The sequence below is a fragment of the Pseudomonas sp. Eth.TT006 genome, from assembly GCF_054456575.1.
In genome coordinates this window covers 275,437-296,126 of the sequence record NZ_JBTJEN010000009.1, presented here as the reverse complement: position 1 = coordinate 296,126, position 20,690 = coordinate 275,437, and the positions used below count along the sequence as shown (strand labels likewise).

The window sequence follows — 20,690 nt, the reverse complement described above, 5'->3', positions numbered from 1 at the left end:
TACTGACAAATAGCCCTGGTTAATTTGATAAGAATGATGAGGCGTCACCATGACCGATTTATACGAAAACCCAATGGGCCTGATGGGCTTTGAATTCATCGAGTTCGCATCGCCGACTCCCGGCACCCTGGAGCCGATCTTCGAGATCATGGGCTTCACCAAGGTCGCGACCCACCGCTCGAAGAACGTGCACCTGTACCGTCAGGGCGCGATCAACCTGATCCTCAACAACGAACCGAACAGCGTGGCCTCGTACTTTGCCGCCGAGCATGGCCCGTCGGTGTGCGGCATGGCGTTCCGCGTCAAGGATTCGCAGAAAGCCTACAAGCGTGCCCTGGAACTCGGCGCTCAGCCGATCCATATCGAAACCGGCCCGATGGAGCTCAATCTGCCGGCGATCAAGGGCATTGGCGGCGCGCCGCTGTACCTGATCGACCGTTTCGGCGAAGGCAGCTCGATCTATGACATCGACTTCGTGTTCATCGAAGGCGTTGACCGCAACCCGGTCGGTGCCGGCCTGAAGATCATCGACCACCTGACCCACAACGTGTATCGCGGACGCATGGCCTACTGGGCCAACTTCTACGAGAAGCTGTTCAACTTCCGCGAGATCCGCTACTTCGACATCAAGGGCGAATACACCGGCCTGACCTCGAAAGCGATGACCGCGCCGGACGGCATGATCCGCATCCCGCTCAACGAAGAGTCGTCCAAGGGCGCCGGGCAGATCGAAGAGTTCCTGATGCAGTTCAACGGCGAGGGCATCCAGCACGTGGCGTTCCTCACCGACGATCTGGTCAAGACCTGGGATCAGTTGAAGAAGATTGGCATGCGCTTCATGACCGCACCGCCGGACACTTACTACGAAATGCTCGAAGGTCGTCTGCCGAACCACGGCGAGCCGGTGGACCAACTGCAGTCGCGCGGGATCCTGCTCGACGGTGCGTCGGATAAAGAAGACAAGCGCCTGCTGCTGCAGATCTTCTCGGAAACCCTGATGGGCCCGGTATTCTTCGAGTTCATTCAGCGCAAAGGCGATGATGGTTTCGGCGAGGGTAACTTCAAGGCCCTGTTCGAATCCATCGAGCGGGATCAGGTGCGTCGTGGTGTGCTTGCTACCGAGTAATCCGTAAAAAAGCCTGGCGTGTGCCAGGCTTTTCCAAATCAAGAGATCGCAGCCTGCGGCAGCTCCTACAGTGGAATGCGTTTCCTGTAGGAGCTGCCGCAGGCTGCGATCTTTTGCTTTCAGGGTCTGCGTTGCCGCATCAGATGCTTGAAGCCTTCAAACACCAGCACCACCACCGCCAGCCAGATCGGAATGTAGGTCAGCCATTCACCGGCCTTGATACTTTCGCCGAGCAACAACGCCACGCCAAGCAGCAACACCGGTTCGACATAACTGAGCAGACCGAACAGGCTGAACGGCAGCAAGCGGCTGGCAATGATGTACACCACCAGCGCCGACGCACTGATCAGGCCGAGCAGCGGAATCAGCCACAGCAGCCCCGGGTACTGATCGAACACGCCAAAGCCTTGCTCGCCGCCGCGCACGAACCCGTACGCCACCGGCAGCATCAGCGTCATGTCGACCCACAAGCCGCCGAGGTGATCGCTCTTCAGGCGTTTGCGCAGCACGAAGTACAACGGGTAGCCGACCACGACCAGCAGGGTCGCCCAGGAAAATCCGCCGACCCGATACAGCTCGTTGGCCACACCCACGGTGGCAAAAAACACTGCGACTTTCTGTAGATACGACAGGCTGTCGCCGTAAGCAATGCGCCCGGTCAGGACCATCGCCAATGGCAGCAGGAAATAGCCCAGCGACACATCGAGGCTATAGCCGTTGAGCGGCGCCCACATGAACAACCACAACTGCGCGCCGAGCAACGCCGAGGAAACGATCAGGCCAGCGATCAGCTTCGGATTCGCCGCCACCCGCCGCAGCAATTCCAGCACCCGCCGCCATTCGCCGGACACCAGCATGAACACGGTCATGCACGGCACCGTCAGCAGCATGCGCCAACCAAAGATTTCCACGCCGCTCAACGGAGTGAGCAGCGAGGTGTAGTAATACATGACGGCAAACAGCACCGAGGCTGAAACCGATAAAGCGATACCTTTAGACAAACTGTCCTCGCGGGGGGGGGTGATCAAACGAGGCGCGCAGGATACGTGGTTTTTGTGCTGAATATTGGCCGCGTGATCAATATTTCCCACACAACCTCAAAAGCCCCTCACCCTAAGCCTCTCCCAGAGGGAGAGGGGACTGATTCGGGATGGCTTACGACAATCAGCGACATGAACGACCGAGGCGATTATGGATTCACCACGAATGTCTCAGGCAAATGCCTGGCCTCAATATCCCCCAATCGGTTCCTTCTCCCTCCGGGAGAGGGCTAGGGTGAGGGTAGCAATCTCACGCCGAGCGCGAATTGCGGCCCGGCACAAAATGGCTCACATCATTAAACCCCGGTGTCGACGCATGCCCCGGTGTCACCAGCGAATCGATAAACGCTTCATCCTGCGCCGTGATCTGCACCGCCTGCGCCTTGGTGTACGCGTCCCACTGCTGTTCGGTACGCGGGCCGACAATCGCCGAGGTCACCGCGCTGTTGTTCAGCACCCAGGCAATCGCGAACTCGACCATGCCGACCCCTCGGCCCTGGGTGTATTGCTGGATCTGCTGGGCGATGCGCAGCGATTCCACGCGCCATTCGGTTTCCAGAATGCGTCTGTCCTGACGCCCGGCGCGGCTGTTGGCGTCCGGGGTCACGTCCGGTGCGTATTTGCCGCTGAGCACGCCCCGGGCCAGCGGGCTGTAAGGCACCACGCCCAGACCATAAGTTTGCGCGGCGGTGATCTGCTCGGTCTCGGCCTGGCGGTTGACGATGTTGTACAGCGGCTGGCTGATCACCGGACGATCGACACCGAGCTGGTCGGCCAGACGAATCACCTCGGCAATCCGCCAGCCACGATAGTTCGACAGGCCCCAGTAACGGATCTTGCCTTGGCGGATCAGGTCGCCAATTGCCGAAACCGTCACTTCCAGCGGCGTGTTGTGATCTTCGCGGTGCAGGTAATAGATGTCGACATAATCGGTGCCGAGGCGCGTCAGGCTCGCCTCCAGTGCGTTGAAAATGTGTTTGCGGCTCAGACCGCTGCGGTTCGGCACGCCATCCACCGGGCCGAAACCGACCTTGGTCGCCAGCACCCATTCATGTCGGTGACGGGCAATCGCTTCGCCGACGATCTCCTCCGAGCGACCTTGGGTATAAACGTCGGCGGTGTCGATGAAATTGATGCCCTGATCCCAGGCCTTGTCGATGATGCGCAGCGAATCTTCAGCGCTGGTCTGCTCGCCAAACATCATCGTGCCGAGGGTGAGGGTAGATACCTGCAACCCCGAGTGCCCCAGTGTGCGATAGCTCATGCCGAAATCCTTTTATCGGTGGGAAAACACCCATCAAATACCAGAAGCGTGCGACGCGGCAAAGTGAATTATCGGCTGAGTAACGCGCAGCGGGCCTGCAAGAATGCCTGCAACACCCGCACCCGCTCGGACACCTGCAGTCGATGCGGACAGAGCAGATTGAACGGCACGCTTTCGCCGTGCCAGTCATCGAACAGTGTCACCAGCCGCCCGGCGCGCACATCTTCGGCGACGTCCAGCCAGGCCTTGCAGGCGATGCCGTGCCCGCAAAGCGCCCAACGGCGGGCGACTTCACCGTCGTCGCTCAAATAGTCGCCCTGCACCTCGATTTCCAGCGTTTCATCCCCGCGACTGAAGCACCAGGTGTTGTAAGGCCGGCCATGGCGCAGATAGAGCAGGGCGCTGTGCTCGCGCAATTGCGCGGGATGTTGCGGTGTGCCGTGTCGGGCCAGATAGCCGGGACTGGCACAGGCGACGCGTCGATGCGCTGGCAGTATCGGCAACGCCACCAGTGTCGAATCGCTCGGCACGCCAAAGCGCAACGCGACATCCACGGTTTCGCGGAAGAGATCGGCGTGACGATCGTTGAGCAGCAATTGCAGCTGAATATTCGGGTGTTCGCGCTTGAAATCGTCGAGCCACGGCAGCAACACATTGCGCCCGAAGTCCGAGGGCGCGGCCAGTTGCAGCACGCCGCTGAGGCCTGCGCCGTGCTGCTTGAGCGCCTGCTCGCCTTCGGCCAGTGCACCGAGGGCGATACGCACGCTGTCCAGATAACGCCGTCCTTCCTCGGTGAGGCGCATGCTGCGGGTGGAGCGAGCGAACAGGCGGCTGCCGAGGCGGGTTTCCAGGCGTTTCAGCGCAATGCTGGCAGCGGCGGGTGTCAACTCCAGAGTGCGGGCAGCCGCCGAGATACTGCCGGCATCGGCGACGCGGACGAAGATCTCCAGATCGAGAATCGAGCTCATTGGTAAAAATCCTTTAAAGATCATCGCGGTTTTGCGGGATTTTTCCAGGATTGGCAAGTTCGAAAAAGCAAAAGATCGCAGCGTTCCGCAGCTCCTACAGGGTTACATCATCCCGTGTAGGAGCTGCGGAACGCTGCGATCTTTTGCGCTTAAAAAAGCCTGATCAAGCGCGCAACGTGCGGGTCATGCGCAACGCCAGCAGACTCCCGCCGACAATCACCGCCGCCAGCAAATACAACGCCGCATCGGTCGAGCCGGTGCTGTCCTTGACCCAACCGACCAGGTACGGGCTGAGGAAACCGGCCATCTGCCCCATCGAGTTGATCAACGCCAGGCCACCGGCCGCCGCGCCCGCGCTCAGCATGGCGGTTGGCACCGGCCAGAACATCGGCAGGCCGGTGAGCGCGCCCATGGTGGCGATGGTCAGACCGAGAATCGCAATCGGCGGATTGGCGGCGAAGTTCACCGCAATCAGCAGACCGATGGCGCCCATCAGCATCGGTACAACAAGATGCCAGCGGCGTTCTTTGCGCAAGTCTGCCGAGCGCCCGACCAGCAACATGAACACTGCCGCCAGCAGGTACGGAATCGCGCTCAACCAGCCGATCACCAGGTTATCGCTGAAACCGAGGTTCTTGATGATCGACGGCAGCCAGAAGTTGATCGCGTACACGCCGCTCTGGATGCAGAAGTAGATCAGGCCAAACGCCCAGATCGCCGGGTTCTTGAACACCGCCAGCAGCGAATCGGAGGTTGTTTGCGGTTTGTTTGCCAGGTCTTCGGCCTGATCGGCTTCGAGCACCGCACGCTCATGGGCGCTCAGCCATTTGGCGTTGGCGAAGTTGTCGCTGAGGAGGAAGTAGGCGAGGGCGCCGAGGATCACCGTTGGAATGCCTTGTAGCAGGAACATCCACTGCCAGCCGGCCAGTCCGCCTTGCCCGGCAGCGAAGTGATTGAGGATCCAGCCGGAGAACGGGCTGCCGAGCAGGCCCGAGACCGGGATCGCCGACATGAACAGCGCCATGATCCGCCCCCGGCGGAAGGTCGGGAACCACTGCGAAAGATACAACACCACACCCGGGAAGAACCCGGCTTCGGCCGCACCGGTGAACAGGCGCAAGGTGTAGAACTGGGTCGGGGTGGTGACGAACAACAGGCAGGTCGACAACGTGCCCCAGGTGATCATCATCAGCGCAATCCAGCGCCGTGGACCAAATTTAGTCAGGGCGAGGTTGCTCGGAACGCCGCACAGCACGTAGCCGATGAAGAAAATCCCGGCACCGAGGCCGTACACGGTTTCGCTGAACTTCAGTGCATCGAGCATCTGCAGCTTGGCAAAGCCGACGTTGACCCGGTCGAGGTAGTTGAACAGGTAGCAGACGAAGATGAAGGGGATCAAACGCAGGGTAATGCGTTTGTAGACGGCGTTTTTACCGTCGTCAGTGGTCGGGGTGGCAGCGGCGCTCTGCGACATGGCGGCTCTCTCTTTATTATGATTTTTTGCGATGCACAGGTTAACGTTGATCGCCCCGAGAGTCTCGGCCACCTGTGGCCGGATTGTCTTTGTGCCTGAGCACAGGGTTTGGCGCCAGACCCTGTGCGGGTGAACAACCGTCCGCCGCCGTTGCTTAAGGATTTGCCGATCATGTTCGAACTCGATCACGACCTCGCTCAGGATATCGTCGACCGGGCCATGGCCATTTTGCCCTACAACGTCAACGTCATGGACAGCCAGGGGTTGATCCTCGGCAGTGGCGAGCCGGAGCGCATCAACACCCGTCACGAAGGCGCGCAACTGGTGCTGGCCAACGGGCGCGTGGTGGAGATCGATGCGCAAACCGCAGTGCATCTGAAAGGGGTGCAGCCGGGGATCAACCTGCCGCTGCTGCTCGACCAGCGTCTGATCGGCGTGCTCGGCATCACCGGCGAACCGGAGCAACTGCGCACCTACGCCGAACTGGTGCGCATGACCGCGGAAATGCTCGTAGGCCAGCGCAATCAGCAGGCCGAACAGCAATGGCGGCGCCAGCGTTGCGATGATCTGTTGGCGTTGCTGCTCAGTGAAGCCGGGGACTCGCCGCGTCTGGTCGATGAAGCGCAGCAACTTGGCCTCAAACCGCAATTGACCCGGGTGCCGTATTTGTTCGAGCTGGGTCTGGAACACGGTCCGGGGCAAACCGTCGAGGCCTTGAGCGCGTGGCTGACCTCGCGCTACCCGGACAGTTGGTGCGTGAGTTCGGCCAAGTCGTCGCTGCTGTGGTGCCGCCCGGCGAGTCAGACGGTTGAGCATGATCGTCTGCTGGAAAAGCTCGACAGCCTCGGCTGGAATATTTTGCGCATCGCTGTCGGTGGGCAAGCGGACGGACTGGCCGGGTTGCGTCGTTGCTATCGGCGGGTCGGCGATCTGCTCGCCTATGGCCGCGACGTGCTGCCCAGCTCGCGTTTGCTGACGCTCAATCGCTACCGCTTGCCGGTGATGCTCTGGCGCCATCGCAACGATGATGCGCTGGACGAACTGCTCAAACCGTTGCGTAAAGTCATCGCCAGGGACAGCAACGGCCAATTGCTCGCGACCCTGCGCAGTTGGTGCGAACACGACGGCCAGAGCCAGGCCTGCGCCGATGCGCTGGGCATTCATCGCAACAGCCTGCGTTACCGCATGGAACGGATTGCCGAACTGAGCGGGGTAGATCCGTTGCGGCTGGACGGGATGCTGGCGTTGTATCTGGGGGTGCAGTTGTTGCCGCAGACTGATCCAGCGATCTGAGGTGTTCTTGGTGACGCCATCGCTGGCAAGCCAGCTCCCACAAGGATCTCCAGTGACCACACATTGTGTGATCAACCCGAAACCTGTGGGAGCTGGCTTGCCAGCGATAGGGTCGTAACATTCAGCCTCAATCTCCGGGCTTTGTAGAAATGAACAATAAACCCCCACCGCGCTTGTGCAGCCGACCGGCGTCAATGTGCGGGCCGACTGGCAGCATGAGGTGCATTGGAACTGGAGAATTCGCATGAAGATCGTCATCGCCCCCGATTCGTTCAAGGACAGCCTGAGTGCCCAAGGCGTTGCCGACGCAATTGCTCTGGGACTGGCGCAAGTCTGGCCGCAGGCGACGCTGGTCAAATGCCCGATGGCCGATGGCGGCGAGGGCACGGTGGAGTCTATTCTGGCCGCCTGCGCAGGCGAATTGCGTCGCACCCGGGTGCGCGGACCGCTGGGCACGGCGGTCGAGGCGGCGTGGGGCTGGCTGCCGCATAACCACACCGCGATCATCGAGATGGCCGAGGCCAGTGGCTTGCAACTCGTCCCGACGGGGCAGCGCGACGCCTGCATCACCAGCACCTTCGGCACCGGCGAACTGATTCGCGCCGCGCTGGATGCCGGCGCGCAGCGGGTGATTCTGGCGATTGGCGGCAGCGCCACCAACGACGGCGGCGCCGGGGCCATGCAGGCACTCGGGGTCAAACTGCTGGATGCGCAAGATCAGGCGCTGGTGCCCGGCGGTCTGGCCTTGGCGCAACTGGCGCGTGTGGATCTGAGCGAGCTGGATCCGCGTCTGGCTCAGGTGCGCTTCGACATCGCCGCCGACGTCAACAATCCCCTGTGCGGCCCGCACGGCGCCTCGGCGATTTTCGGCCCGCAAAAAGGTGCATCGCCGACGCAGGTGCAACAACTGGATCAGGCGCTGGGGCACTTCGCCGACCTTTGTGCACAGGCGTTGGCCAAGGACGTGCGCGATGAGCCGGGCAGCGGTGCGGCAGGTGGTCTGGGTTTTGCCGCCAAGGCGTTTCTCGGCGCGCAATTTCAGGCCGGCGTGGAGGTGGTGGCGGAACTGGTCGGTCTGGCGTCAGCGGTCAACGGTGCGGATCTGGTGATCACGGGGGAGGGCCGCTTCGATGCGCAGACCCTGCGTGGCAAAACCCCGTTCGGCGTGGCGCGGATCGCCAGGCAACAGAATGTCCCGGTGATCGTCATCGCCGGCACGTTGGGGGAGGGTTATCAGGCACTCTACGAACACGGCATCGATGCCGCCTTCGCCGTGACCAGCGGCCCGATGAGCCTCGAACAGGCCTGCGCCGAAGCACCGCGCCTGTTGCGCGAACGGGCAACGGACATCGCCCGCGTCTGGCACATCGCCGCCAGACACTGATCCCCGTGTAGGAGCTGCCGAAGGCTGCGATCTTTTGATCTTGATCTTGATCTTGATCTTGATCTACAAAAGCAGAATCAAAAGATCGTCCGATCGCGGCTCGAGCCTTCGGCAGCTCATGAAGACTGGTTCTTGCCGAGAATGCAGGGACCGCTTCGCGCCCCATCGGGGATAAATCCCCTCGCTACAGGGGCCGATAACAAGAGCGATTCGCTGTTGCAATATATTGAAAAATATTGCCGATTCGCCCGAAACCTTCCTCAAGCCTTGCCGATACAAAGATCAGGCGCACACAGATTCCCTCGAACCGTGACGCCGCACCGGCCCACCCCCAAGGCCGGTGATGACAGCATGGATGCTCGCAGTTACTTCTATCCGAGAGTCCTATCATGTCCCTGCGTAACCTGAAAATCGCGCCCCGTGCCTTCCTCGGTTTTGCCTTTATCGCCTTGCTGGTGATCGTCCTCGGCGTGTTTGCCGTCAATCGCATGTCGACCATTCGCCAGGCCTCCCTCGACATGGAAACCAATCAGCTGCCCAGCGTCACCTACCTGGGTGTGGTGACGGAAAACGTGTTGCGCATGCGCATTCTGTCCTTTCGGATTCTGGTCAACCGCGACCCGGCCGGGCTGCAAGAAGCGCAAACCCGCATCGGCGTGCTGGTAGACAAGGTGCGCAGTGCTCAGGCCCGCTACGCCGCGTTATCGGCAGGAGCGGATGAGCGTGCCTTGTACCAGACCTTCGCAGCGACGCTCGAGAACTACCTGCAAGCGCAAAACCAGATGATGGAGCTGTCGCGTCAGGACAAGGTCGATGAGATGCGCACGCTGATCAACACGCGAATCAAGGAAGGCACCGACCAGATGGGCGAGCAGCTCAACAAGCTGATCGCGATCAACGCGGCGGGGGCGAAAGCCGCCTCTGATCAGGCCGGCGAGCATTACGACAGCGCCATCACCGGCATCGTCATTGTCGCGGTGGTCGCGGCGCTCGCCACGATCCTGCTGGCGTTGTTGCTGACCCGCAGCATTGTTACTCCGCTCAATCGCGCGGTGACGGCGGCGCAAACCATTGCCGGTGGCAACCTGACCCAGGCCATCGAAGTCGATGGCAAGGACGAAGCCACGCAACTGCTGCAGGCATTGGCGACGATGCAGACCAACCTGCGCAAAACCATCGAACAGATCGCCGGTTCTGCCACGCAATTGGGCGCCGCTGCTGAAGAACTCAGCGCAGTCACCGAAGAGGCCTCGCGAGGCTTGCAGCAGCAGAATAACGAAATCGAACAGGCCGCCACCGCCGTCAACGAAATGACCGCCGCCGTGGAAGAAGTGGCGCGCAACGCTGTATCGACATCCGAAGCCTCGAACCAGTCGACCCAGGCCGCCCGCGAAGGTCGCGACCAGGTGGTGAAAACCGTCGATGCGATCCAGACCATGACCCACGACGTGCAGAGCACCGCACAGATGATCGAAGGTCTGGCCGCACAGGGCCGCGACATCGGCAAGGTGCTCGACGTGATCCGGGCGATTGCCGAGCAGACCAACCTGCTGGCGCTCAACGCGGCCATCGAAGCGGCGCGTGCCGGTGAAGCCGGGCGCGGTTTTGCGGTGGTGGCAGACGAAGTGCGTGCCTTGGCTCACCGAACCGCGCAATCGACCCAGGAAATCGAAAAAATGGTCGCCGGCATCCAGAATGGTACTGGCGAAGCCGTTTCTTCGATGCAGCAAAGCAATCAGCGCACCCAGACCACCCTGGAAATGGCCCGCGCCGCCGGTATCGCGCTGGAGCAGATCACCCAGTCGATCCATCAGATCAACGAACGCAACCTGGTGATCGCCAGCGCCTCGGAAGAACAGGCGCAGGTCTCGCGCGAAGTCGACCGCAACCTGGTCAATATCCGCGATCTGGCCACGCAATCGGCTGCCGGGGCCAACCAGACCAGTGCCGCCACTCACGAACTGTCGCGCCTGGCGGTGGATTTGAATGCGATGGTGGCGCGTTTTGTGATTTGAGATAGGGTGAAGGCTGGAGACCGCGCAATCAGGAGACGTGCATGCGCTATTCAGCCTTGACCCAACGCATCGCCGGGGAGGGCGCTGCCGCCTGGCAGATTCATGACCGGGCGCTGGCGTTGCGTGCCGAGGGGGTCGATGTTCTGCTGCTCAGCGTGGGCGATCCGGATTTCGACACGCCGCTGCCGATTGTGCATGGCGCCATCGACAGCCTGCTGGCCGGCGATACGCATTATTCCGAAGTGCGTGGCCGGCTGGCGCTGCGCAAGCTGATCGCCGCGCGCCACCAGCGGCGCAGCGGTCAGGTGGTGGATGCCGAGCATGTGATCGTGCTGCCCGGCGCGCAATGTGCGGTGTATTCGGTGGCGCAATGCCTGCTGGATCCGGGCGATGAAGTGATCGTCGCCGAGCCGATGTACGTGACCTATGAAGGCGTGTTCGGTGCCTGCGGCGCGACGGTGGTGCCGGTGCCGGTGAGACCGGAGAACGGCTTTCGCGTGGACCCGGCCGACGTCGCCGCACGCATCACCCCGAACACCCGCGCGCTGTTGCTCAACAGCCCCAACAATCCTTCAGGTGCGAGCCTTTCGCTGTTGATCTGGCAAGAGCTGGCGGCGCTTTGCCTGCGTCACGATTTATGGCTGATCAGCGATGAGGTCTACAGCGATCTGCTGTACGAGGGCGAGCATGTCAGCCCGGCGAGCCTGCCGGGCATGGCCGAACGCACCGCGACCATCAACAGCCTGTCGAAATCCCATGCCATGACCGGCTGGCGCATCGGCTGGTCGATTGGTCCGAAAGCGCTGGCCGAGCATCTGGTGAACCTGTCGCTGAGCATGCTGTTTGGCTTGCCGGACTTTGTGCAGAAAGCGGCGCAAGTGGCGCTGGAAAGCGATCTCCCGGAAGTCACGCAGATGCGCGAGGAATACCGCTTGCGTCGTGACCTGGTGTGCGAGCGCTTGCGCGGTTGTCCGGGGTTACAGCCGATCCGTCCGGATGGCGGGATGTTCGTGATGGTCGATGTGCGCCAGACCGGCTACGGCGCGCAGGCGTTTGCCGAGCGCTTGCTCGAAGGTTATGGGGTGTCGGTGCTGGCCGGCGAGGCGTTCGGGCCAAGTGCGGCGGGGCATATTCGCATCGGGCTGGTGCTGGACCGGGTGAAGCTGGCGGATGCCTGCGGGCGGATTGCGTTGTGTGCGGTGCAGCTATTACAGGCGCGGAGTGCCTGAGGGTTTTGTGTCGTTTGAGCTGGCCCCTTCGCGAGCAAGCCCGCTCCCACAGTGGATTGGGTTGTACCAGAATTTTCTGTATACACCGGACCCTGTGGGAGCGGGCTTGCTCGCGAAGACGGACTGTCAGTCGATGATTTTTTTCAGCCCTGCCAAGCCGCCGGATTCACCAGATTCACCGGCTTCTCCCCAGCCAACGCCGCCAGCAGATTATCCACCGCACAGCGCGCCATCGCCTCACGGGTCTCATGCGTCGCAGAGCCCATGTGCGGGGTCGCCACCACATTGCTGAGCTGCAACAACGGCGAGTCATGATTCAGCGGCTCGCGCTCGAACACATCCAGCCCCGCCGCACGAATTCGCTGATGGCGCAGCGCGTCGATCAGCGCCGCTTCATCCACCACCTTGCCCCGCGAGATATTGATGAAGATGCTTTCCGGGCGCATCAGCGCGAACTGCTCGGCGCCGATCAGGCCTTCGGTCTGCGCAGTCAGTGGCAAGGTCAGGCAGATGAAATCGGCCTCTTGCAGCAGCGCGTCAAGACTGCGGTACTGCGCATCGAAACGCGCCTCGACCGCCGGTTTGCGCGACTGACTGTGATAAAGCACTGGCATGCCGAAACCGAAATGCCCGCGCTGGGCCAACGCCTCACCAATCCGTCCCATGCCGATGATGCCCAGGGTCTTGCCGTGCACGTCGGTGCCGAAATGCGCCGGGCCAATGTTGCGGTGCCACTGGCCGCTGCGCACCATGTTCGCCAGTTCCACCACACGTCGGGCGGTGGCGAGGATCAACGCGAAACCGGTGTCGGCGGTGGTTTCGGTGAGCACGTCCGGGGTGTTGCTGAGCAGGATCCGGCGCTGGGTCAGATAGTCGATGTCGTAGTTGTCGACGCCCACCGAGACGCTGGCAATCGCTTGCAACTGCGGCGCGAGGTCGAGCAACGCGGCGTCGAGTTTCAGGCTGGCGCCGAGCAGACCGTGGGCGCCGGGCAGGGCGTCGCGCAGTTTCATCAGGCCGTCGGCATCGAGGCTTTCGATCAGCGTCACGTCACAGTGTTGCTGCAGGCGCGTCATCAGCGCCGGCGAGAGTTTCTTGTACAGCACGACTTGCTTTTTCATGGGCAGCCTCTCTTCAGGAATGCGCCGGCACGGGACGCGTGGCAGCGGCTTTGGCCACGACGCGGTCACTGGCGCCGGGCTTGAGAAAAATCGTCAGCACCACCGAGAGCATCAGTGCGCCGCTCATCAGCAGGTACGAGGCTCCGGGCGAACCGGTGGAACTGTTCAGGTAACCGACCAGGTACGAGCCGCCGAACGAGCCCAGCGCGCCCATGCTGTTGATCAGCGCCATGGCGCCACCGGCAACGTTGGCCGGGAGGATCTCCGGAACGATGGCGAAGAACGGCCCGTAAGGCGCGTACATGCAGGCGCCGGCGATCACCAGCAACGTGTACGACCACCAGAAATGCTCGGCGCCCAAAGCGTAGGAGCCGTAGAACGCGATGGAGGCGATCAGCAGCGGCGGCCAGACGAAGCGTTTGCGTTTCTGCAGTTTGTCCGAGCCCCACGAGACCGCGAGCATGCCGATCACCGCCGCCAGATACGGCAGCGCCGAGAGCCAGCCGGCTTCGATCATGTCCATTTGCGCGCCGGCCTTGAGGATCGATGGCAGCCACAGCACAAAGCCGTAAACGCCGATGCTCCAGCAGAAAAACTGCAGGGCCAGAATGATCACCTTCGGCGAACGGAACGCCTCGGCGTAGTTCTTCACCGCTTTGATCCCGACCTGTTCGGCGGCGAGCGCACTTTCCAGATCGTGCTTTTCCTGTTCGCTCAGCCACTTGGCCTGGGCCGGACGATCATCGGCCAGTTTCCACCAGATAAAGGCCCAGAGCACCGCCGGCAAGCCTTCGATGATGAACATCCAGCGCCAGCTGAAGTGCTGCACCAGATAGCCCGAGACCACCGACATCCACAGCATGGTCACCGGGTTGCCGAGAATCAGAAAGGTGTTGGCCCGCGAGCGTTCGGCACGGGTGAACCAGTGGCACAGATAGACCAGCATCGCCGGCATCACGGCCGCTTCGACCACGCCGAGCATGAAGCGAATCACGATCAGCCAGTAGGCGTTGGAGACCACGCCGGTCAACGTGGCGAGCCCGCCCCAGAGGATCAGACTAAAGAAAATCAGCTTCTTCACGCTGTGTTTCTGCGCGTAGATCGCTCCGGGCACCTGGAAGAAAAAGTAGCCGAGGAAGAACAGGGCGCCGAGCAGCGATGACAGGCCCGGCGTGATCATCAGGTCGGCGGCCATGCCAGACGCGGCAGCGAAGCCGTAATTGGCGCGATCCAGATACGCCAGGCTGTAGGTGATGAACACGATGGGCATGATGTACCACCAGCGGCGGGCGGCGAGGGTTGCAGTTTTCATGGTCTTGCTCCTGAGCTTGTTGTTTTTGTCGCAGCAGGTTCAATTAATGGGTTGTCTGGGTGGGCCTCATCGCTGGCAAGCCAGCTCCCACAGGTATCTCTGACAGTTCGAAGTTTGTGTTTCCACCGCTAGACCCTGTGGGAGCTGGCTTGCCAGCGATGGCGGTTTCAAATTCAGCGATCAGTTCGGAGCGGCTCGGCAACCCCTCCATATCCCCGCGACTCTGCACCGCCCGACTGCCAATCCAGTTCGCGCGTTGCACCGCCTCGGCAAAGCTTTGCTGTTCGAGCAGGGCGCTGATCATGCCGACGGCAAAGCCGTCACCGGCGCCGACGGTATCGACCACGTTGGCCACCGGCACGCCGGCAACAAACCCCTGGTCCAGATGGGTGCGGTAATACGCGCCTTGCGGCCCGAGCTTGATTGCCACAGCTTCGGCGCCCTGATCGAGATAAAACCCGGCAATGTCCGCCGGGTCGTCAAACCCGGTGAGCAAGCGGCCTTCGCTCAACCCCGGCAACACCCAATGGGCGAGGGCGGCGAGGCGGTTGATTTCGCGGATCATCTCCTGCTCGCTGGCCCACAGGCTCGGGCGCAGGTTGGGGTCGAACGACACGCTGCGCCCGGCCTGGCGCATGCGGGTCATCAGTTCGAAGGACAACTCGCGCGCGGTGGCCGACAGCGCCGGTGGAATCCCGGTGGCGTGCAGGTGACGGGCGCTCAGCAGGTTGGCACTGATCGACTGTGGCGACAGATGACTGGCCGCCGAACCGCGGCGGAAATACTCGACCTGCGGGTCGCTGCCATCGTCGTTACGGGATTTGAACTGGAAACCGGTCGGGTGCTGGGTATCGACCGCGACATGGCTGCAATCCAGACCTTCCTTGATCAGGCTCTCGACCACAAAACGCCCAAGCGAATCGTTACCGACCCGGCTCAGCCACGCCACATTGAAACCCAGGCGCGACAGGCCGATCGCCACGTTGCTGTCGGCGCCGGCAATGCGCTTGTGAAAGTGTTCGACCGCGGCCAGATCACCGGTTTGCTCGGCAACCAGCATCGCCATGGTTTCGCCAAATGACAGAATATCGATCTCAGACATGGGCAGGCTCCAGGCGCGATTGGCCGAGGCGGGCGAGGGCGGCGACATGTTCGGTGGTCAGCGCCACCAGATCCTCGCCCTGCAATGGATATTCGGCGGCGCGCATAACGCCTTGGGCCATGTGCCGCAGCAGTTGTTCCCACACATGCAGGTCGCTCAGCGCCGGCGGCACGGCAACCAGTTTGCCGTCGGCACGCCGCGCCACGGCTTTGCAATGCACATAACCGACATGCCGCCCGAGCGCACGAGCGGCGCTGGCGGCGGACTGGTCCTGCCACTGCCAGTTGCCGATGTCAAAGGTCATTTTGATCGGCAGGTTATGCTGCTCGACGGCAGCGAAAAACCGCTGAAACGGCTCGATGCGCCCGCCGTGCAGGGTCTGATCATTCTCCACCAGCAAATGCACCGGGCTGTGCTTCAGGCGTTGTTGCAGCGATTGCAGATCGCAGTTGTCGGTGAAGTAACCAAGGGACACCTTCAGCCATTTCGAACCGAAGGCTTCGGCCTGTTGCAGGGCGGTGATCAGCTCCGGGTTGGGCTGCGCCTGCCCGGCCAGCCACAGTTCGGTGGGCGATGAGTAAATGCTTTGCAGGCCCTGCGCCTGAGTCGCGGCCTGCAGTTGTTCAGGCACCTCGCGGGTCAGCAATTCCTCACGCCATTCGATGCGATCGGCGCCGGCGGCAGCCAGCACATCGATGAAGAAGTCCTGTCCGCGCTGACGTACCAGGTCGGCACCGTAGCTGGACAGGCTGATGGAAACGGCGGGTTTATTCATTGTTATCTACCTCTGAAACCGGTTTCATTTTTGAGCAAAAAAATATCAAGTGATTCTGTGTTCTGTTTCAGGGCCTCTTCGCTGGCAAGCCAGCTCCCACAGGGGCCTGGGGGTGTTTGCCAGATTGCCTGTACAGCGCAAAACCCTGTGGGAGCGGGCTTGCCCGCGAAGGCGTCAGATCAGACACCGCCAAACCCACGGGTAGACCCCCGCTCGACCAGCACCGGCGCAAAATCCAGCCTGCGCACCGCCTCGCCCTCCCCACGCAAACGCTTGAGCAGACACTCGAACGCTCGCGCGCCGATCTCGGCCGTCGGCTGGGCGAGGGCGGTAATCCCGTTGCCTACCAGCGGATACCAGTCCAGGTCATCCAGGGCAATCAGCCCGACATCCTCGAACAAGCGGCAGCCGATTTCGCGCAAGGCGAGGGTGCACGCCAGTGCGGCCACGCCGTTGGCGCAGAACAGCGCTTTCGGCCCGTTCGCCGGTTGTTTTAAAAAGTTCTGGAGTTGAGTTGCCAGTTCAGCGCCGGTTTCCAGCACCGCCCCGGTGATACCGGAACGCCGGGCAATCTGCGTCTGAAAACTGCGCACGCGCTCGATACGCGAACTGGTGCCGTCATAGGGTTCGGTCACCAGCAACACATCGCGATAGCCACGCTGTTCAAGGTGAGCCAGCGCCATCTCGACCGCCTGCGGGTTGTTCAACCCGACCATGTCGCTGTCGAGGCCATCGACCTTGCGATCCACCAGCACCAACGGCATTTCCCGGTGCAGTTCGTGCAACTCGTCGCGGTGATGGCCCAGGGTGTTCACGATCAGCCCTTCGATGTTGTACGAGCGCAACAGCGCCAGGTGCTGGCGTTCCTGCTCATCGTCGCGGTCGGTATTGCATACCACCAGGCTGTAACCGTGCGCACGGCAAGCGGTTTCCACTCCGTGCATCACGGCAATTGAATAAGGGTTGCGGATATCGGCCACCAGCATGCCGATCAGGCGCGTGCGACCACGTTTCAGACCACGGGCCATTTGGTTGGGACGGTAGCCAAGCTCGGCGATGGCTTGCTCGATGCGCTGCGCAATGGCATCGGAAAGCAGGGCGCGGTCATCGCCGATAAAGCGCGAAACGCTGGCCTTGGACACGCCAGCATGTTCGGCGACGTCAAGCATGGTCACGCGGCTGCGCTGGGCGGCGGAGAAATCGTTCACGGTTGAATAGCCTTTTTATTGGATTTATTCGGATCAGCGCGGCAAGGCTGAAACCGGTTTCAGATAACATCATTATCCGGTATGACGTCAACCCCGCAAGCCCCTTGAATGTGACCAACTGACCTCGCTCTTCCGACCAACGGTCGCTTCCCCTGTCAGATCTGACAGTAGGCGGATCGGTAAATACTGCGTTTAATTTCTCTCGAGACAAGACGACTTACGGGCACGGGAGAGCAGGGTGTGAGTACCAACAAAAGCATCGGAATATTTGCTCTGCCGCTGACCATAGACTGGGTCGGTGCCGATGGGGTCCTCCCGGCGGATGCCTACCTCAATGGTGTGACATTGCGTATTCCGCCCTGGCCGGCCCCTTCAGTGATCCGGGGTAACAGCGACTTGCTGGAGATCTGGATACGCGAACCGGGGGCAACTTCCGAGACGCTTTTTTATATCAGATCCTTTCCTGTGCCCGTGGCGTTTCCGACCTCGATCCACCTTCCTGCGCAGTACTTGCAGCAGGTAGGCAGCCTCACATTGAGGTACCGGGTAACCATGGGAGACAACGGCAATCACGACGATTCGATACCACAGTCGTTCATCCTTCAACGGCAGGTTCCGGTGGATCTGAAGGAGGTGGTTTTCCCCAATGCGACATTTTGGGGGTACCTCATCTGCAGTACAAAACCTGCGATCTGGGAGGTCGTGGTCGTGCGGGTGCCGGCTCAGCCTGGGAGGTTCCTCGTCGGTGACGAGTGCGAGCTGAAGTGGGAAGGATTCGAGTCGCTCAACGGCGTGGGAGTTATTGAGGGGACAGCATTGCTTTTGCGCAAAAACCTGACGGAACAAGATGTTACATCTACCGTGGGGTTTGACTTCAAGCTCGAAAGCCCTCTGTACGCTCAACACATCAAACCTATCGAATATGGGTCTTCGAGTTGCATTTATACCCTTTTTCGCAAGGGGGTAGTGCAGGCCAAGTCTCACATGGAAATCGTAAAGATCGACAGGCGCAGACCGGGGACATCGCCCTGTGGGCCTTGAGTCAAATAGTTCATGCAAACCGTAAAAAGCAAGAAAGCAACAAAACGTTGGCAAAACGTCGATCCCGGGAACAGGCAGCCTGCAGTCGCGAAATTCTTCATTGGGAAACAACGTTGATGGTTCAACAACACACACATCGATGGAGTTCACGAACATGAATATGCAGGTTAAAACGGGTGGTGGTGCTCTGGCGTTGCCGCCAACGATTGTGGACCAATTGCCAGATGGTCGACTGACGTATCAACAACTGAAAGTTGATCGCAAGGTGACCTTTCAGTTGGCCGACGTTGATGACAAAACGCCTAGTGGGGCCCACAGGATCCAGTTACTGGTATATCCAGAAGGGTACACGCCGATAGAGTTTGACCCTACATATGTGGTCATGGAATTGTTGAAAGCGGATCAGCCAGGCGGCGACTGGACCTTTCCAGTGAATTTTGACCTGATCGGCGCAGCTATCGCTTTACTGGTAGACAAATTCCATGCTGCGGGTGCCTACAATAAGTACGGCGCTGCGTTCATTATCTATGACGAATTTGATAACGCCGACACCTCCCAGTCGGCTCTGGATTTCTTGGTCGATCTGACCGCTCCATGTCAGCGACAACCCGGCACCGGCAATGGCACCGGCAATCGGCCGCCGCTGATCAACCTGACAGGTTTGCCAATCGTCATCGATGACGCCTGGTTGAACGACCCTGCCAACGCTGGCGGCTATAACTTCACTCTTCCAACGGGCTGGGCAAATTTCGAACCAGGCCTTGATCGGTTCAACTTCTACGCCTCCCTGCTCACGACATTCACTGGCATGCAAGGGGAGGGCGCTGTTATTGCAGATGCCCCGGTACCGGCTGATGGCGTTTTCAATATTCCACTGACCGTACTGCGAGCGTTGAAGGATGGCCCGTATTTTTACTCCTACAACCTGAAGGATGCCCCAGGCAATATCAGCAATAACTCGGCCATCACGCTGCTGTTCAATCGCGTCAGCGCACCGGCGCCGGTGCTGGGTGTTCCAAGGATTCCGGTTACCGGTACCAACGGTCAGACGCCCATTACGTTCGCGTCATTCAGACCTGATCCAAATGCAGTCGTAATGGAGATCGATTTCCCGCTCCATTCGCTGGAGAAAGATCGGATCTTGCCGCATATCATGGATTCGAACGGCAATGTCTATGATTTGCCGGAACAGGAAATTCCAGCGCCAGGCACTCCGGGGCCGCTGAAATTTGTGATTGATTACGCCTTTTGGGCGGTGGTCTTCGGCGATCCTAACCGGGATACCGAAGAGCAGTTCGAGTACTGGTACGAATTGATTCGCCCGACAATTCCCGTGAATCCGGTTTCCACGCCGCAAAAATTTGGCACAGTCGACTTTTCATACGCCGGGCCGGAGCAGCCGAACCTTCCTGATCCGGAAAACATCAATATCGCCGCGGTGGCTGTTCAGGGTGGCGGTACACCTGTACCTGCGCCAAATACGCTTGGCCCGGCGCAGGCCGGTCTTGATGCAACCATGATCTGGAACTTGTGGACGGAGGCCGACCGGCCGATTACCGGTCGAGAGATCGTCACGTTCTTCTATCAGGGCAAACAAGTGGGTACGCCTGTGGGCGTGCCGGTTGGCGCGACCACGGTCACCACGACACTTCCCTGGGCCACGATTCTGGCAGAAGGGAACGGCACCGGCGCTACCGCCCGCGAGGCCTACATCGTTGTCTCCTACCCCGGCAGTGCAAACCCGATGACGCAGACACCTGTCACGCGGGTCAACGTGACAGCGGTTGTGATCAATCTGCCGGCACCGAAGATTGTCGTTTCGGCGTTCAGAACCGCCACCGGGACCGTGGTTCCAGAGCGTCTGGCGACGTCCATCAACTGCCCGAGTCTGGATCACCCGGCTGTCGCGAACGGACCAATGCCGCCGTATGAGGCTACACGCAGACTGCGAATCAGGGTCGAGCGGGATGTCAACATCCCGACAGCCGCAACGGTTGCGTTCAAATTTGAGGGACGGGTAACCAACGGAGCTGGCGGGGCGGTGATACCCGGCACGCCATTCACAGATTCCAGACCGATGCCTGCAACGGGCCCTCTGGAGTTTAGCGTACCGTACGCCAATGTCCGTCCGATCCAGTTACCAAGCCCCGGCCCTGGTCTGCGCCCGGCGACTCAGTATGCGTACATCGAGTATGTGGTCAACGGCATTACAGCGTCGGTCATCGTCGCTGTCGCGCTCTTGAACTCAAGCCTGGTGTATTGCGAACAGAACCGTCCTTGATCGTGCATCAACAGTACTTCGAGTGAAGTTTCCTGCGATGGGGGCGGCAGTCAATAC

16 protein-coding genes are annotated in these 20,690 nt (G+C 60.8%); 7 read left to right on the top strand and 9 right to left on the bottom strand.

Translation table 11 applies throughout. The features are described from left to right. Window positions 1-49 precede the first annotated feature (49 nt). On the top strand, window positions 50-1,126 hold the full coding sequence (hppD, locus tag ACXR0M_RS16995) for a 4-hydroxyphenylpyruvate dioxygenase (RefSeq protein ID WP_458832958.1): 1,077 nt from the start codon (window positions 50-52) through the stop codon (window positions 1,124-1,126). Between the two features lie 119 nt (window positions 1,127-1,245). Here the strand turns inward: hppD and rarD are convergent, their stop codons facing one another. The 4 genes from rarD to ACXR0M_RS16975 form a co-directional block, all read right to left on the bottom strand. Next, window positions 1,246-2,127 (bottom strand): EamA family transporter RarD, encoded by an 882-nt coding sequence (rarD, locus tag ACXR0M_RS16990; RefSeq protein WP_458832957.1) that lies wholly within the window; start codon window positions 2,125-2,127, stop codon window positions 1,246-1,248. A gap of 289 nt (window positions 2,128-2,416) precedes the next feature. Then, window positions 2,417-3,430 carry an aldo/keto reductase gene (locus ACXR0M_RS16985; protein WP_458832956.1) on the bottom strand — a complete coding sequence of 338 codons (1,014 nt, stop codon included), beginning with the start codon at window positions 3,428-3,430 and terminating at the stop codon, window positions 2,417-2,419. 68 nt (window positions 3,431-3,498) lie between these two features. Further along, entirely contained in the window at window positions 3,499-4,398 is a 900-nt protein-coding gene (locus ACXR0M_RS16980; RefSeq protein ID WP_458832955.1) for a LysR family transcriptional regulator, read from the bottom strand. Between the two features lie 163 nt (window positions 4,399-4,561). Continuing rightward, a complete protein-coding gene (locus ACXR0M_RS16975; protein ID WP_458832954.1) occupies window positions 4,562-5,872 on the bottom strand; it encodes an MFS transporter in 1,311 nt (436 codons plus the stop codon). Between the two features lie 171 nt (window positions 5,873-6,043). On the opposite strand from ACXR0M_RS16975, the gene ACXR0M_RS16970 reads away from it, so the two are divergent. From ACXR0M_RS16970 to ACXR0M_RS16955, 4 genes are all read left to right on the top strand, one after another. Further along, window positions 6,044-7,165 (top strand): sugar diacid recognition domain-containing protein, encoded by a 1,122-nt coding sequence (locus tag ACXR0M_RS16970; RefSeq protein ID WP_458832953.1) that lies wholly within the window; start codon window positions 6,044-6,046, stop codon window positions 7,163-7,165. Window positions 7,166-7,409: 244 nt separating this feature from the next. Continuing rightward, a complete protein-coding gene (locus ACXR0M_RS16965) occupies window positions 7,410-8,549 on the top strand; it encodes a glycerate kinase (RefSeq protein ID WP_458832952.1) in 1,140 nt (379 codons plus the stop codon). 389 nt (window positions 8,550-8,938) lie between these two features. Further along, window positions 8,939-10,564, top strand: coding sequence for a methyl-accepting chemotaxis protein (locus tag ACXR0M_RS16960; protein ID WP_458832951.1), 1,626 nt, complete (start codon window positions 8,939-8,941; stop codon window positions 10,562-10,564). Window positions 10,565-10,605: 41 nt separating this feature from the next. Further along, a complete protein-coding gene (locus ACXR0M_RS16955; RefSeq protein ID WP_458832950.1) occupies window positions 10,606-11,793 on the top strand; it encodes a pyridoxal phosphate-dependent aminotransferase in 1,188 nt (395 codons plus the stop codon). A 143-nt stretch (window positions 11,794-11,936) separates the two neighbouring features. Here the strand turns inward: ACXR0M_RS16955 and ACXR0M_RS16950 are convergent, their stop codons facing one another. From ACXR0M_RS16950 to ACXR0M_RS16930, 5 genes are all read right to left on the bottom strand, one after another. Continuing rightward, window positions 11,937-12,914 carry a 2-hydroxyacid dehydrogenase gene (locus ACXR0M_RS16950; RefSeq protein WP_458832949.1) on the bottom strand — a complete coding sequence of 326 codons (978 nt, stop codon included), beginning with the start codon at window positions 12,912-12,914 and terminating at the stop codon, window positions 11,937-11,939. A gap of 13 nt (window positions 12,915-12,927) precedes the next feature. Beyond that, window positions 12,928-14,226 (bottom strand): MFS transporter, encoded by a 1,299-nt coding sequence (locus tag ACXR0M_RS16945; RefSeq protein WP_207849447.1) that lies wholly within the window; start codon window positions 14,224-14,226, stop codon window positions 12,928-12,930. A 43-nt stretch (window positions 14,227-14,269) separates the two neighbouring features. After that, window positions 14,270-15,328: a sugar kinase gene (locus tag ACXR0M_RS16940; RefSeq protein WP_458832948.1), complete on the bottom strand. Its 1,059-nt coding sequence runs from the start codon at window positions 15,326-15,328 to the stop codon at window positions 14,270-14,272. Further along, complete coding sequence (locus tag ACXR0M_RS16935) at window positions 15,321-16,103, bottom strand: sugar phosphate isomerase/epimerase family protein (protein ID WP_458832947.1); 783 nt, start codon at window positions 16,101-16,103, stop codon at window positions 15,321-15,323. Before ACXR0M_RS16935 ends, ACXR0M_RS16940 begins: the two co-directional genes overlap by 8 nt. Before the next feature lie 179 nt (window positions 16,104-16,282). Then, on the bottom strand, window positions 16,283-17,311 hold the full coding sequence (locus ACXR0M_RS16930; protein WP_458832946.1) for a LacI family DNA-binding transcriptional regulator: 1,029 nt from the start codon (window positions 17,309-17,311) through the stop codon (window positions 16,283-16,285). 240 nt (window positions 17,312-17,551) lie between these two features. Here ACXR0M_RS16930 and ACXR0M_RS16925 point away from each other — a divergent pair, with 240 nt between their 5' ends. After that, on the top strand, window positions 17,552-18,352 hold the full coding sequence (locus ACXR0M_RS16925) for a hypothetical protein (RefSeq protein WP_458832945.1): 801 nt from the start codon (window positions 17,552-17,554) through the stop codon (window positions 18,350-18,352). Window positions 18,353-18,506: 154 nt separating this feature from the next. Then, window positions 18,507-20,633: a hypothetical protein gene (locus ACXR0M_RS16920; RefSeq protein WP_458832944.1), complete on the top strand. Its 2,127-nt coding sequence runs from the start codon at window positions 18,507-18,509 to the stop codon at window positions 20,631-20,633. The last annotated feature ends 57 nt before the right edge of the window (window positions 20,634-20,690 follow it).

Coding starts and splice junctions, on each gene's coding strand:
- hppD (WP_458832958.1), top strand. CDS start 50: ATGACCGATTTATACGAAAACCCAATGGGCCTGATGGGCTTTGAATTC.
- ACXR0M_RS16985 (WP_458832956.1), bottom strand. CDS start 3,430: ATGAGCTATCGCACACTGGGGCACTCGGGGTTGCAGGTATCTACCCTC.
- ACXR0M_RS16980 (WP_458832955.1), bottom strand. CDS start 4,398: ATGAGCTCGATTCTCGATCTGGAGATCTTCGTCCGCGTCGCCGATGCC.
- ACXR0M_RS16975 (WP_458832954.1), bottom strand. CDS start 5,872: ATGTCGCAGAGCGCCGCTGCCACCCCGACCACTGACGACGGTAAAAAC.
- ACXR0M_RS16970 (WP_458832953.1), top strand. CDS start 6,044: ATGTTCGAACTCGATCACGACCTCGCTCAGGATATCGTCGACCGGGCC.
- ACXR0M_RS16965 (WP_458832952.1), top strand. CDS start 7,410: ATGAAGATCGTCATCGCCCCCGATTCGTTCAAGGACAGCCTGAGTGCC.
- ACXR0M_RS16960 (WP_458832951.1), top strand. CDS start 8,939: ATGTCCCTGCGTAACCTGAAAATCGCGCCCCGTGCCTTCCTCGGTTTT.
- ACXR0M_RS16955 (WP_458832950.1), top strand. CDS start 10,606: ATGCGCTATTCAGCCTTGACCCAACGCATCGCCGGGGAGGGCGCTGCC.
- ACXR0M_RS16950 (WP_458832949.1), bottom strand. CDS start 12,914: ATGAAAAAGCAAGTCGTGCTGTACAAGAAACTCTCGCCGGCGCTGATG.
- ACXR0M_RS16945 (WP_207849447.1), bottom strand. CDS start 14,226: ATGAAAACTGCAACCCTCGCCGCCCGCCGCTGGTGGTACATCATGCCC.
- ACXR0M_RS16940 (WP_458832948.1), bottom strand. CDS start 15,328: ATGTCTGAGATCGATATTCTGTCATTTGGCGAAACCATGGCGATGCTG.
- ACXR0M_RS16935 (WP_458832947.1), bottom strand. CDS start 16,103: ATGAATAAACCCGCCGTTTCCATCAGCCTGTCCAGCTACGGTGCCGAC.
- ACXR0M_RS16920 (WP_458832944.1), top strand. CDS start 18,507: ATGAATATGCAGGTTAAAACGGGTGGTGGTGCTCTGGCGTTGCCGCCA.